12 protein-coding genes are annotated in these 13,368 nt (G+C 40.7%); 5 read left to right on the top strand and 7 right to left on the bottom strand.

Translation table 11 applies throughout. The features are described 5' to 3' along the window. The first annotated feature begins 67 nt into the window (after positions 1 to 67). Genes HB679_RS04860 through HB679_RS04845 form a run of 4 tightly spaced genes read left to right on the top strand, consistent with a single transcriptional unit; the run spans position 68 to position 4,716 of the window. A complete protein-coding gene (locus HB679_RS04860) occupies positions 68 to 2,149 on the top strand; it encodes a BatA domain-containing protein (RefSeq protein WP_214070806.1) in 2,082 nt (693 codons plus the stop codon). 10 nt (positions 2,150 to 2,159) lie between these two features. After that, on the top strand, positions 2,160 to 3,422 hold the full coding sequence (locus tag HB679_RS04855; RefSeq protein ID WP_214070805.1) for a dihydroorotase: 1,263 nt from the start codon (positions 2,160 to 2,162) through the stop codon (positions 3,420 to 3,422). Continuing rightward, positions 3,419 to 4,087: a hypothetical protein gene (locus HB679_RS04850; protein ID WP_214070804.1), complete on the top strand. Its 669-nt coding sequence runs from the start codon at positions 3,419 to 3,421 to the stop codon at positions 4,085 to 4,087. Before HB679_RS04855 ends, HB679_RS04850 begins: the two co-directional genes overlap by 4 nt. A 17-nt stretch (positions 4,088 to 4,104) precedes the next feature. After that, entirely contained in the window at positions 4,105 to 4,716 is a 612-nt protein-coding gene (locus tag HB679_RS04845) for a DUF4199 domain-containing protein (RefSeq protein WP_214070803.1), read from the top strand. An 87-nt stretch (positions 4,717 to 4,803) separates the two neighbouring features. On the opposite strand, the gene rseP is transcribed toward HB679_RS04845, so the two are convergent. The 7 genes from rseP to HB679_RS04810 all read right to left on the bottom strand — a co-directional run bounded on the left by rseP (position 4,804) and on the right by HB679_RS04810 (position 12,539). Then, positions 4,804 to 6,153: an RIP metalloprotease RseP gene (gene rseP, locus HB679_RS04840; RefSeq protein WP_214070802.1), complete on the bottom strand. Its 1,350-nt coding sequence runs from the start codon at positions 6,151 to 6,153 to the stop codon at positions 4,804 to 4,806. 3 nt (positions 6,154 to 6,156) lie between these two features. Then, entirely contained in the window at positions 6,157 to 7,347 is a 1,191-nt protein-coding gene (locus HB679_RS04835) for a 1-deoxy-D-xylulose-5-phosphate reductoisomerase (protein ID WP_218625286.1), read from the bottom strand. Between the two features lie 73 nt (positions 7,348 to 7,420). Further along, positions 7,421 to 8,938: a GH3 auxin-responsive promoter family protein gene (locus HB679_RS04830; protein ID WP_214070801.1), complete on the bottom strand. Its 1,518-nt coding sequence runs from the start codon at positions 8,936 to 8,938 to the stop codon at positions 7,421 to 7,423. Positions 8,939 to 8,941: 3 nt separating this feature from the next. Continuing rightward, positions 8,942 to 9,670: a hypothetical protein gene (locus tag HB679_RS04825; RefSeq protein WP_214070800.1), complete on the bottom strand. Its 729-nt coding sequence runs from the start codon at positions 9,668 to 9,670 to the stop codon at positions 8,942 to 8,944. Positions 9,671 to 9,676: 6 nt separating this feature from the next. Continuing rightward, entirely contained in the window at positions 9,677 to 10,645 is a 969-nt protein-coding gene (locus HB679_RS04820) for a glycosyltransferase (protein WP_214070799.1), read from the bottom strand. A 128-nt stretch (positions 10,646 to 10,773) separates the two neighbouring features. Further along, complete coding sequence (locus tag HB679_RS04815) at positions 10,774 to 11,727, bottom strand: glycosyltransferase family 2 protein (RefSeq protein ID WP_214070798.1); 954 nt, start codon at positions 11,725 to 11,727, stop codon at positions 10,774 to 10,776. Positions 11,728 to 11,810: 83 nt separating this feature from the next. Next, complete coding sequence (locus HB679_RS04810) at positions 11,811 to 12,539, bottom strand: hypothetical protein (protein ID WP_214070797.1); 729 nt, start codon at positions 12,537 to 12,539, stop codon at positions 11,811 to 11,813. A gap of 32 nt (positions 12,540 to 12,571) precedes the next feature. Between HB679_RS04810 and HB679_RS04805 the strand changes: the two genes are divergently transcribed. Then, complete coding sequence (locus tag HB679_RS04805) at positions 12,572 to 13,279, top strand: hypothetical protein (protein ID WP_214070796.1); 708 nt, start codon at positions 12,572 to 12,574, stop codon at positions 13,277 to 13,279. Positions 13,280 to 13,368 lie beyond the last annotated feature (89 nt).

The following is a 13,368-nucleotide window of genomic DNA, read 5'->3' as shown; positions in this document are numbered from 1 at the left end:
CTAAAATGTATGGCGATTGTTAGCCCGAATTTCGCACATTTGTATAAAGCACCTATCGAACTAAATAATGCATTTTTTATATCCGGCTTTTTTATTTGCATTAGTATCGCTGGCTATACCGGTCCTGGTTCATTTGTTCAATTTCAGGCGCTATCAAAGGGTCTATTTTAGCAATGTACAATTCCTGAAAGAAATCCAGGAGCAGCAATCATCGCGTCGTAACCTAAAAGAGCGATTGATACTTGTTTCACGTTTATTGGCGTTAACTTTTCTTGTTTTGGCCTTTGCGCGTCCGTACCTATCCAATCATAATAATGCTAACGCCGGCGCGCAACGTATAGTGAGTATTTTTGTAGATAACTCATATTCTATGCAAACCCTAAACCGCGAGGGCTCTTTATTAGACGAGGGTAAACGCCACGCTAAAGAGATTGCATCCGCTTATTCAATGAATGATAAGTTCCAGTTATTGACCCAGGACTTTGAGGGCAAACATCAACGTTTATTAAGTCGTGAGGAGTTTAATGATGCGGTGGATGCGGTGCAGATCAGTCCGCGGAGTAGAAGTTTACAACAGATTATAGATCGCCAGCAAAACCTGTTGAATATGCAACCTGGCGCCAGCCGGTCTATTGATATTATATCCGATTTCCAAAAAAACATTTCAAATGGGCAACCTTTAAAAGTTGATACAGGGGTGCATATAAGTCTGGTGCAATTAAGCGCCAACACACCCGCCAATGTAGCAGTCGATTCGGTTTGGTTGTTAAGCGCCATTCATCGCCCCGGCGAAGTTGAAAAACTGGTGGTGAGACTGCATAATTATGCGAATGAAAACTCTACTAAAATTCCGCTTAAACTGGCTATCAATGGCGAACAAAAAGCTTTAGGCGGCTTTACCATCAGCGCGCGTGCAGTACAGAATGATACGCTGAATTTCTCCGGTCTTAAACCTGGTTGGCAACGTGGCGAGATTAGTTTGCAAGACAACCCGGTTACTTTCGATAATCAGTTTTATTTCAGCTTCAATGTGAAGCAGCAAATGCAAGTACTATTGATTGATGGTGGCACCGCTAATCCCTATTTAAAAGCACTTTTTGGCACTGATCAATTCTTTAGCGCCACCCGTACAACTGATGGTAATGTCGATTATGCGGGGCTGAGTACTTACCCATTAATTGTTTTGGGCGACATTAAAACAATATCTACCGGATTATCGCAACAGCTAAAAGTATATGTTAACAAAGGCGGCACACTGGTTGTATTCCCCGCAGTTGATGCCGATTTGACTAGTTACAAGTCTTTTCTACAACAGATGGGCGCAGGGTATCCTGAAAAATTACTTACAGAAAATATAAAAGTATCATCGCTTAATTTACAGAATCCTGTATTTAAAAATATATTCGAGGATTTTCCTCAAAACCCAGATCTGCCGATTGTAAAGCAGTATTATCAATTAAGTACTACTTCAGGCAGCGATGAAAGTATTATGCAACTGCAGGGTGGCGGAAAGTTCTGGGCCGGCTATCGCAGTAGTAAAGGAAAAGTATATGTATCTGCGGTTCCGCTAAGCGAAGATTTTAGCAATTTGCCGCGCCATGCTTTATTTGTGCCGATAATGTTCAGGATTGCTTTATTAAGTGGCCACGACCAGCCTTTGTTTTATACATTGGGACATGATGAGACTATAGAGGCGCCGCCTGTTCAATCGTCAGACAAACAGCTGCTGAAATTGGTAAAAGGTAAACAAAGCATTATTCCTGATGTAAAACAACAGGAGGGAAGTACGCTGCTTTATGTGTCAGACCAATTGCAGGAAACTGGTCTCTATGATTTAAAAAAGCAGGATAGCACGGCTTCTATAATGGCATTTAATGATAACAGAAGCGAGTCGGATTTAAGTTATTATACCGCACATGAACTGGATAAAATATTGGGTGATAGAGGGAGTGTGATAGGGCCAACCCGCGGTACAGTAAAAGATATCGTGGCTCAAGCAGATTTTGGTGTGCAATTATGGAAACTTTGTATAATTTTGGCATTGATTTTTCTCGCTATCGAAATACTGCTTACCCGCTATATAACTATCAAAAGCGGGGCTGATAAACAGATTTTGCAGCAAGAGAGATCGACCTCAATCCACACATAAAGCAGCACAAATGAATTTGCTTATCAAATCCGCTACTATTGTTGACCCTAACTCACCGTTTAACAAACAAGTTGCTGATATTTTAATAACAAACGGTACCATCACAGAAATTGCTAAAGACATTAAAACCGATGTCGAAGTTTTCGATGCAAGAGGTAAACAAGTTTCGCCGGGTTTTTTTGATTTGAACTGCAATATCGGCGAACTGGGACTGGAAACTAAAGAAGATCTAAAAACAGGGACAGCCGCTGCAGCTGCAGGTGGTTTCACCGGCATAGCTTTAATGCCTAATTCGCAACCGCCGGTGCACTCAAAAGCCGAAGTTGAATACCTGTTTAACCGAGCTAAAAATAACTTGGTGGATGTTTACCCGTTGGGCACGCTATCACATAAACGGGAGGGTAAAGATCTGGCCGAAATGTACGATATGTACCAAAGTGGCGCAAAAGCCTTTACAGATGGCAACCGCCCGGTGCAGGATGCCGGTTTGATGGAACGTGCACTGCTATATACCAAAGGCTTTGAAGCTGTAGTGTTTTCTTATCCTGAGGATACAGCCATCGCCGGTAAGGCTAAAGTTAATGAAGGCGAAATGAGCACGCTGCTGGGCATGAAAGGCATTCCGTCTTTAGCAGAAGAGTTAATGATTGCCCGCGACCTTTACCTGGCCGAGTATACTGATTCAAAGATCCATTTTAGTACCATATCAACCGTTCGATCTGTAGAACTGATCCGGGAAGCCAAGAAGAAAGGCTTGAAGGTAACCTGCGACGTGGCCGCCCATCATCTGACATTAACCGATGAGGCCCTGGCAGGCTTTGATAGCCAATATAAAGTAAAACCACCACTACGTACCCGCACAGATGTTGATGCGCTTTTAAATGGCTTAAAAGACGATACTATAGATGCTATAGTATCGCAACATACCCCGCACGAGATAGAATTTAAAGACGTGGAGTTTGAAGTGGCTGAATTTGGTATCATCGGTTTTCAAACCGCATTTTCGTTGGCTGTTAGTGCCGGATTGGATACCGCATTAATCGTTGCAAAGCTGGCAATTAATCCCAGAATCATATTGGAAGTCGAGGTGCCTGCTATAGCGGTTGGCCAAAAAGCTAACCTGGTGGTTTTTGATAGCAATGCAGAATGGAATTTCAATAAAACAAATAACCTGTCTAAATCAAGTAATTCGCCTTATATAGATCAAAATCTGCAAGGGGAAATTATGTTAACCTGTAACAATAATCAAGTATATAAATCAAATACAAAATGATCGATCCTAAAATAGAAAGAGCATTAGGCGCAGCGCTGCAGTCTTTTTCAAAATATAGCGACAGCGATGCTGCAAAAACAGAAGGCGAGTTTAAATCTGTATTTGGTTTAGACGACGACTTTTTAACCAAGATTGACGCGCTTGACGCGGTTTTTGATAACCACCCTGAACTGGAAGTTTTGCGCGAAGTGTTTTTCGATCTGCTGATGATCAACTTCTTTAGCGCTGACGTTAAGAAATTAGAAGAGGATTACCTGGATAGCCCCGAGTGGGAAGATATTGAAGAACAAACGCTGGATAGAGGCACAGAATTATTAAACCTGCTGCTTTATCTGAATGAGTGCGAAGATGAAGAGATCGAACCTGAGTTGGAAGATTACCTGAAGGAATTTTTGTTGGTTGATGAAGATGAGTTCCAGGATGAATACCGCATTTATGAACCAGTGATTGCACACCAGATATTGATGGAAAGCCCGGTAAACGAAATTGCCGCGGTTGCAGATAAGTTACCGGAAGACTCAGAGCTTAAAGAGTTGTTTTATCCCATGATGTGCTTTTTCCAGAACCCGCAGCCAACTACCGACGAAAAAAGTATTGTAGCAGATAGTGCGGTTGATACAGCGTTTGATATGGCGGTATACAGTATACTAGAATCATTTGTTTAACCTAAATAGATCCAATCATGAATGACATTCAGAGTAAAGCTACCATCGGCAAATTAGGCCTTAGGTACGGGCTTTTAATAGGTATAATTTCAATAGTTTTAATGGTTGTCTTCAGAATTATTGATCCGCTGATGGCATTTACTAATTTGTGGATACAATTGCTAAACAGTGCCATAGGTATAGCGTTGCTTGTGGTGTTTGGTATGGAGATTAGGAAAGCATTGGGTGGCTACTGGAGCTTTGGCGAAGCATTTAGAGGGTTAATGACGATGTCTTTACTCATTATAATTTTAACGATTGTTTACGGCTTTGTGCTGTTTAAGTTCGTCGATCCGGATATGCCTACCAAGATCAACGATGCCACAGAGGCTGTAATGTCTCAACGTTTGGCTAAAATGGGAATGGATCAGGACAAAATTGATCAAACTACCAAGATCTTTGAAAATGGTGAATTTAAGGCTAAAATGGCACCAACTTTTAAAAATGAAGCTACCGGCTTTGGTTTTAGTTTATTGTTTTATGCTATTATCAACCTAATCATAGCTGCTTGCATTAGAAAGAATAGACCTTTGGCATTTCTAAACACTGATGAACTCGACGAAACACCTGCGATAGACCCTACAGTTTAACTATATAAACATTAATAAATAAAGAAGCCGCTCCGGATATCCCGAGCGGCTTCTTTATTTATATTTAGGTTATTTTTCTAGTATCAATTACGGTTTGTGTTTCATTATCTGTCTCATAATATCGTTTCCGAACACAAACACCATCAGGGTTATAATCAATACAAATCCAACAATCTGCGCACGCTCCAGGAATTTATCACTCAGCGGTTTGCCTTTTATCATTTCAATCACCAGAAATACAGCATGGCCACCGTCAAGCGCGGGTATGGGTAATAAATTGGTAAAGGCCAGCGCCATTGATAAAAAGCCTACCATCGACCAAAAACGTATCCAGTCTATATGTGTACCAAACATGGTTGCCATAACAACCGGCCCGCCAACTACTTTGTTAAATTTAGCCTCGCCTTTAAATACTTTGCCAATAGCTTTTACATTGGTCGAGAACATGTCCCAGGCTTTGTTGGCACCCACCGGTAATGAGCCCATCAATCCGTAATTAACGTGCAGTTCTTTAGGCAAATCAAATTTGGGGATGATACCCAATTTGCCTGTTTTGTTGATCGTAGTGGTTAACGATTTTACCTCGTTGTGGCGTTTTATTTCTAATGTTACAGGTTTATCAATGTTAGCTTTCAATGCAGTTTGCAACTGATCAAAGAATTGAATGCGGATGCCATTAATAGCAGTTATGCTGTCGCCTTGAATCAGCCCAGCCTGGAATGCGCTGCTGTTTTTAGCTACAGAGTCTACAGCAAACTTAGTACGCGGCAATAGGCTGATGAATTGCTCCATTCCATTCTGGCCATAATCTGCAATGTCATTAATAATGTTTGCAGGTACAGTCAAATCCATTACTTTATCACCCCGCTGTACAGTAAGTACAGTGTGATCCAGTATCACCTTCATTTTGGTCATCAGGTCTTCGAAATGGTCAACAGGTTTCCCGTTTACCGCTATCACTTTATCACCTGCCTGTAGGCCCATTTTCTGGCCTACAACTCCCGGCACAATACCGTATTTGATACTTGAGTTGGGCACGTAATTCTCGCCCAAACGCGCAGCAAGCATCCAAAAAATAAAGATGCCTAATACAACATTTACAAAAATACCACCCAGCATTACAATTAAACGCTGCCAGGCCGGTTTTGAACGGAATTCCCATGGCTGCGGCGGGCCTTCCATCTGCTCGGTGTCCATAGATTCGTCTATCATTCCGGCAATTTTTACGTAACCGCCTAATGGTAACCAGCCTATACCGTATTCAACATCTTTGTATGTAAATTTAAAGAGGCTAAAACCCCAGGCATCAAAAAACAGGTAGAACTTATCTACCTTAATACCAAACGCTCTTGCAGCTAAAAAGTGGCCCAGCTCATGCAAAATCACCAAAATCGAAAGTCCCAGTAGCAACTGGCCAACCATTATTACTATACTCATTCTTTATATTACGTTGTATGCCTTATGAGGCATTTGTTTTATTAAATTTTGCGCAAATATGCGTGTTTCTTTGTCAGTATTCAAATAATCATCAAGCGTAGGGTGGGTTTGAAAATTCATGCGCTGCATACAATTCTCAATAACATCACTCATAGCTAAAAAGCTTAGGCTGTCGGCTAAAAACCCTGCAACAGCAACCTCGTTTGCTGCATTAACAATGCATGGCATATTACCGGCTTTATTTAAGGCGGTATAGGCAAAACCTAAATTACGAAATGTCTCCAGATCAGGTTTTTCGAAGGTTAGGGTAGGATAGTCGATAAAACTAAATCGCTTAAAATTATTTTTTAGGCGATCAGGATATGCCAGTGCATATTGAATCGGTAGTTTCATATCCGGCAAACCCATCTGTGCTTTAAGCGAGCCATCCTCAAATTGAACCAGTGAATGTACAATAGATTGCGGATGCACGATCACATCAATCTGTTCTGCATCCAAATCAAACAACCATTTAGCTTCTATAACTTCCAGCCCCTTATTCATCAGCGTAGCCGAGTCAATAGTGATCTTAGCACCCATTACCCAGTTAGGGTGTTTAAGTGCATGTTCGCGGGTTACATTAGCCAGGAAATCAGAAGTTTTGCCCCGGAAGGGTCCACCAGAGGCTGTAAGGATGATTTTTTCAATAGGGTTGTTCTCCTCGCCAACCAAACATTGATATATAGCCGAGTGTTCAGAATCTACCGGTAGTATTTTTACGTTGTGCCTTTTGGCCAAACTGTTGATCAATTCGCCGGCAACAACCAGGGTTTCTTTATTGGCTAAGGCGATGGTTTTACCGGCTGTGATAGCCGATATCGTCGGCTCCAATCCCGCAAAACCTACCATGGCAGTTAAAACGATATCAATCTGCGGATCGGTTACTATATCTGCAATAGCTTTAATACCGGCTAATACTTTAGTGCTTGTATTTGCCAAAGCATTTTTAACCTCTGCATATTTGCTTTCGTCGCAAATAATGGCATAAGCAGGTTTAAACTTTAATGTTTGTTCAATTAACAAGAAAGCGTTATTATTTGCTGTTAGTACGTAAGCTTTAAACAGCGAAGGATTTTCGCCTATCACTTCTAAAGTTTGCGTACCTACACTTCCTGTTGAGCCAAGGATGGCTATATTTTTTATACTGTTAATCAATTCTATAAATTTATCAGCCCCCTCTAAATCTCCCCGGTAAGGGAGACTTTAATAATATTTTTTTAAGCCCTCCCTACCGGGGAGGGTTGGGTGGGGCTATATATTCCTTCAATCCGTCTGCAATCTTTCTGTCGTTGGCCAGACGGGGCACCTTATTTTGTCCGCCAAGCTTTCCCTGCGATCTCATATAACTGATAAACGCATCTTTTTTTAAGCTTTGGACAATCAAAGGTTGCAAAATGTTACCATCAATTAGGTCAAAGTAATAAATATTTTTTGATTGCAGGGCTTTGTCAACTTTTAAAGCAAAAGCTTTAAGGTCCTTCGGTTCTGCTCCAAATTCAACAAACCATTCATGGTAAGGTAGTTCGCCCTTTGGCGGAGTTACCTGGGGCGCCACTGTAAATTCAACCACATCAATACCTTCCTGGTTAGCCACGCTCATTAATGCATGTTCTACCTCTTCGCCAATAACATGTTCTCCAAACGCAGAAATGTAATGTTTAATACGGCCGGTAACTAATATTTTATAAGGGTTTTTGGAGATGAACTTTACGGTATCCCCAATACTGTATCCCCATAAGCCGGCATTGGTATTTAGTATCAATGCATAATTTTTATCCAACTCTACATCTTCTAAGCCGATACGTGTTGGATTTTCATTGAAGTATTCATCTGTAGGGATAAATTCATAAAAAATGCCTGAGTTAACCAATAACAATAATCCTTTTTCTTTTTGAGAATCCTGGAAGGCGATAAAACCTTCAGAAGCAGGGTAGGTTTCGATAGTATCGATAGGGAAACCGATGCTATCCTCTATACGCGCACGGTACGGTTCATAGTTAACCCCGCCATAAACAAATAGCTTGAAGTTGGGGAAAATATCTTTTATTTTTTTACCTCCCGATACGGTTGATAATCTATCAAAATACATCTGGCACCAGGGCGGTATGCCCGATATCAGGCGCATATCTTCATTGACAGTTTCGGTTACAATAGCGTCCACCTTTTCTTCCCAATCATCAATACAATTGATTTCATAACTGGGTAGCCTGTTTTTTTGCAGATAAGCGGGTACATGGTGCGCTACAATACCTGATAGGCGACCGGTTGGTATATCGGCTTTCCCTGCCAAAATGGGGCTTCCTTGCAGAAATATCATTTTGCCATTCAGGAAATCGGCCTTACCTGTTTCATGGATATAGGCAAGCAAAGCATTACGCGCAGCTTTAATGTGCTCAGGCATGCTTTCTTTGCTGATAGGGATATATTTTACGCCCGAGGTTGTGCCTGATGTTTTAGTGAGATAGGTTGGTTTACCTGGCCAAAGTACATTCTCTTCGCCATTGGATACACGGGTTATGTAGCTGCTTAATTCTTCGTAGTCGCGAATTGGTACGTGCCTTTTAAAGTCTGCATAAGTATTGATCTTGTCAAAATCATGATCCTTGCCAAAAGCTGTATCTTTGGCCTGATCAATTAAAGTTTCGAAAGTTTTTTGCTGTAGCGATACCGCGTCTTTACGAATGCGATCGAGATCTTTATTAACCCACGCCGCAAATGCTTTACTCAATATGGCTTTTAAACCCATAGCTTAATTGGTCTCGGCAATGTCGTCGTCTATATCCTGGTGGCTGTAAACCAGCTTACGATAGGTTACTGCTAATATAATATTTACAAATGGGTAAGTAAATATAATGGCAATTGAGATAACAGGGTAGTAACGCGAAAGGGTGGCAGGTAATGCTATTAAAACCAAAATAATGATCAGCATAGTCAGAACTTTAAAAAAATACCCTCGGGTAAGGTCAATACTTTGTTTAAGAGATTCAAAAGCACCCGACTGGTCATCGACCACAAACGTGATAAAAAACATAATACGCAGGGCTATATAGAGCGCAAATCCGGCTGCTATATCTTCTAATAAAGTTTGCAGATTTGGATAAGCATTAAACCATTCCATAGCAAAGTGAAAGGTGGTAACAATAAAAGCTATGAAGAAAACTACAATAAGATAACTCACAATACTTTTAAATGCAGGCAGCACCTGGTTAAATTCAAACTCGTAATATTCACTGTCAATTACCGTGAATATCAATTTATATAGGCCTAGCGTTGTGTAAGCCTGTACAAATATCATAATAAAAGATACCGCCATAGCGCCAGCAAATGAGTCGGCAGATATGATGTATTCGGTCACAACTCCTAAAACAGAAAGCAGCAGGAATGATATAAATGAGTAAACAATTATAGTTACGAAGTTTTTCTTGAAAATAACCCATGCAGCTCTCGTTGTTTCTGCGACCGAAAAAGGATGATACATATTATTTTACCACTGTTTTAATATAAGCCTGCGCCAGATATCCTGCATAAAACCCAGCCCGTAAGCTGTAAGCTGAATGAATGATGCTATTACGCTCAAAAATGCAATTTTTACCGACTTATTTTTAATGAGCGAATGAAAAAATATTAACAAAATAATAAGCGCGGCTATGATATCACATAAAACAGCAATTGACCACCCGAAAATGTTTGCGATAAGTGTGAATATAACACACAGCGTAAACATAGCGGGAAAGAAATGAACTGCCTTAAGCTCGTTAGGGAAGAACTTATAAACATTAATACGCGCCCTACCGAAGAAATGTAGTTGTTTATAAAACTGTAAAAAATTAGTACGGCGCTTATGATATACCTTGGCTCGCGGAATCAGTCCGATTTTGTATCCCATGTTATGGATGCGAATGCTGTATTCAATATCCTCGCCTGAGCGAGTGATAATAAAGCCTCCTGCTTTTTCCCAAACCTGGCGCGAAATACCCATGTTAAAGCTGCGCGGATGAAATTGACCCAAACTCTTTTTGTTGCCACGGATACCACCTGTGGTAAACGGCGAGGTCATGGCATAGCTGATAGCTTTCTGAGTAGGGGTGAACGATTCGTGCGCCGCATCGGGGCCACCGTAGGCATCCAACCAATTTTCGTTGAGCGAATTGTTTACTATTTCCAGGTAATCTTCAGGAATCAAGCAGTCTGAATCAAAAATAATAAAGTAGTCGCCTTTAGCGCGTTCAAACGCATAGTTACGGGCAAAGCCTTGACCTGCATTCTCTTTTACAAAATATCTTACGTTTAATGAACCTTCGAAGCTTTTTACAACGGCCTCAGCATCGTCTTTTGATCCATCTTCAATGATTAGTACCTCGAAGTTTTTATAGGTCTGCATGGTTAAAGTTTCAAGCAGCTCTTTTATCTCTTGCGGTCGATTATATAAAGGAATTATGATGGAAAAAAACATGTTGTTTTGATGTGCAGATGTGCGGATATGCAAATGTGCAGATTACTTATTTATTTAATTTATCGATGTTAAAAATGCTCACTAAGCGGTATGCATCTGCACATCTGCACATCTGCATATTTGCACATCTAAATGCTGTCTTCTATCTGGTATTTGTTACGCTCAGGGGCTGCGCGAGCTACCAATTCGGCAACAAAACCGGTCAGAAACATTTGCGACCCGATAATGATAGCTACCAGTGCAAAATAGAACAAAGGTTTGGCAGTTATTTCGCGCGATATTTTAATGTGATTTGCAAGATCATATAACTTATCGCCAACTAACCAAAAAGCACAAATAGAGCCTGCCAGGAAGCACAACGCACCCAGCGATCCAAAAAAATGCATAGGGCGTTTGCCAAATTTACCTACAAAGAATATTGACAGTAAATCAAGTAACCCATTTATAAAACGGCTCATACCAAATTTGGTAGTCCCGTATTTACGGGCACGATGCTCAACAACCTGCTCGCCAATTTTAGTGAAGCCAGCCCATTTTGCTATTACCGGAATATAACGATGCATCTCGCCATAAACTTCTATGTTTTTTACGACGTTTTTACGATATGATTTAAGGCCGCAGTTAAAATCATGCAGGTTATTAATACCCGACATTTTGCGCGTGGCCCAGTTAAATATTTTAGTAGGTATAGTTTTGCTTAACGGATCATAGCGTTTAGCTTTCCAACCCGATATCAGATCGTATTTTTCTTCAACAATACGGCGGTAAAGTTCAGGGATTTCGTCCGGGCTGTCCTGTAAATCAGCATCCATGGTAATGATCACATCGCCTTCGGCAGCGTCAAAACCAACGTTTAAAGCGGCAGATTTACCATAATTACGGCGAAACTTAATGCCTTTTATAAAAGGGTTATTTAAGCGCAGTTTATTGATCATTTCCCACGAGCCGTCTGTACTGCCATCATCAATTAAAATGATCTCGTACATAAAACTCTTTTCGTCCATCACGCGGCTTATCCAAGAGGTAAGCTCAGGCAACGATTCAACTTCGTTATATAAAGGTATTACTACTGATATATCCATTTAATAGGTGATAGGGTTGGGGCCAAGCCGTTTTAAACCCATGCAAAAATAGAAAAAATGAGGAATGATTTATATCCGCCCATTCAATTATATAACAAAGGCTTTTCGCGCTGCGATTCGTGCAGCAGATCATCTAAATTAAACTCGGCTACCCAGCTATTTTGGGTCGAACTAAAACGGATAACGGCTTTAACGGCCAGGTCGTCGCGCTTTTTATCGTCATAGTCAATATCCCATAAAATAGCTTCCATTCCTTCATGTAATTTGATAGATCTATCGTTATTCTGATAAAGTGAGCCTTTTGTTTGCAAAGTAACACCTTTAGCGTAACGTTTATTAAAATCGACTCGTAAATAAGCGCTAAGCTGATCTGCGGGTGGATTGTTTTTATTAAAGATATAACAGATCATACTACCCGTAAGCATTACCGCCATACTGGCTAGCCACAACCAGTAACCAGGCTGATAGCCGGTAATGTTTGATTGTACGTTGGGTTTGATATCCGATATTTCGGTGGCTAATAAAAATGAAGCAGCTAATAATGTCCCTATTAAACTGAAAATAAATGATCTTTTAGGATGCCGACTAATTTGCGACCAGGCTGCCCACAGTGCAGGATTTGCATACCAGGTTAAGCCGGCTATACTCATGATACCACCAATAGCGCCCATAGCCACCAATGATAAGCCCGACCAATGATCGCCGCAGAAACCAGAAACACAATACCCTTGCTGCGTTAACGACACCGCGTACAGACTTATACTAACAACCAAAGTAAATTTAGACAGGCTGAGATAAGACCGGTTTTTCATGCGTCCACAAAATAAATAGTTACCTTTATATTATGCAATCTAAATTAGTTTTTAAATGTTTTTTGGCGATGAGTATAGTTTGTGGTTTACTGGTTAGTTCTGGCTATAACTCAAAAAACAACTACGTAGTGCAGGTTGACGTGGAAGATTTATTAAATGCCCGTCCGGTTACTACGTTCACCAATGGCAAGCTGGTGCACTGGACAAAAGGAGTAGACCGGGATAACGGTTTTTTAACTACATCTGCGGCTAAGTTTAATGGCGAGGCAGCTCCAAAGGCTTTGCCCGATAATCCACTTATTCCCGCTAATAGTCACCATCCGGAAATCCTTCTTCACTATGATAATGACGATGCCAAAGGTTATCAAGCCAGGTTATTAGATACTAATGCTCTTACAATTACTATGCTAAAAGGTAAATATAAGGATTTGTATATCTGCCTAACCAGCGCCTATGGGAAATCAAAACTACAGTATGAGCTTATTTATAATGACGGCGCAGATGTAAAAAATATTATCGTACCCGATTGGGCGACTGATGTGCCGGACAACGATCCGGACTTTAGCTATGTTGTTCACGACTTGGCCAAGTGGAGCAATACAGCGTCGCAGACAGAACCTAATCATCATAATATCCACGCACTGAATGTGCATCCAAACCCAACACGTGTTCTTAAGGAGGTAAGAATAAAAAATCAATCAAAAACTTACCTACTGTTTTGGGCAGCTACCGGCATTTGAGTTTAACATATATTAACGCTTTTGTTAATGTGTGTTAAAGTTTTATCAATCAATGAAATAAGCGGTATTTTAGATCACATTCAAAATAA

Source organism: Mucilaginibacter sp. dw_454 (genome assembly GCF_018449775.1).
Taxonomy (GTDB): Bacteria; Bacteroidota; Bacteroidia; order Sphingobacteriales; family Sphingobacteriaceae; genus Mucilaginibacter.
This window is presented reverse-complemented; position numbering and strand designations above follow the sequence as displayed.

Coding starts and splice junctions, on each gene's coding strand:
- HB679_RS04860 (WP_214070806.1), top strand. CDS start 68: ATGCATTTTTTATATCCGGCTTTTTTATTTGCATTAGTATCGCTGGCT.
- HB679_RS04855 (WP_214070805.1), top strand. CDS start 2,160: ATGAATTTGCTTATCAAATCCGCTACTATTGTTGACCCTAACTCACCG.
- HB679_RS04850 (WP_214070804.1), top strand. CDS start 3,419: ATGATCGATCCTAAAATAGAAAGAGCATTAGGCGCAGCGCTGCAGTCT.
- HB679_RS04845 (WP_214070803.1), top strand. CDS start 4,105: ATGAATGACATTCAGAGTAAAGCTACCATCGGCAAATTAGGCCTTAGG.
- rseP (WP_214070802.1), bottom strand. CDS start 6,153: ATGAGTATAGTAATAATGGTTGGCCAGTTGCTACTGGGACTTTCGATT.
- HB679_RS04830 (WP_214070801.1), bottom strand. CDS start 8,938: ATGGGTTTAAAAGCCATATTGAGTAAAGCATTTGCGGCGTGGGTTAAT.
- HB679_RS04825 (WP_214070800.1), bottom strand. CDS start 9,670: ATGTATCATCCTTTTTCGGTCGCAGAAACAACGAGAGCTGCATGGGTT.
- HB679_RS04820 (WP_214070799.1), bottom strand. CDS start 10,645: ATGTTTTTTTCCATCATAATTCCTTTATATAATCGACCGCAAGAGATA.
- HB679_RS04815 (WP_214070798.1), bottom strand. CDS start 11,727: ATGGATATATCAGTAGTAATACCTTTATATAACGAAGTTGAATCGTTG.
- HB679_RS04810 (WP_214070797.1), bottom strand. CDS start 12,539: ATGAAAAACCGGTCTTATCTCAGCCTGTCTAAATTTACTTTGGTTGTT.
- HB679_RS04805 (WP_214070796.1), top strand. CDS start 12,572: ATGCAATCTAAATTAGTTTTTAAATGTTTTTTGGCGATGAGTATAGTT.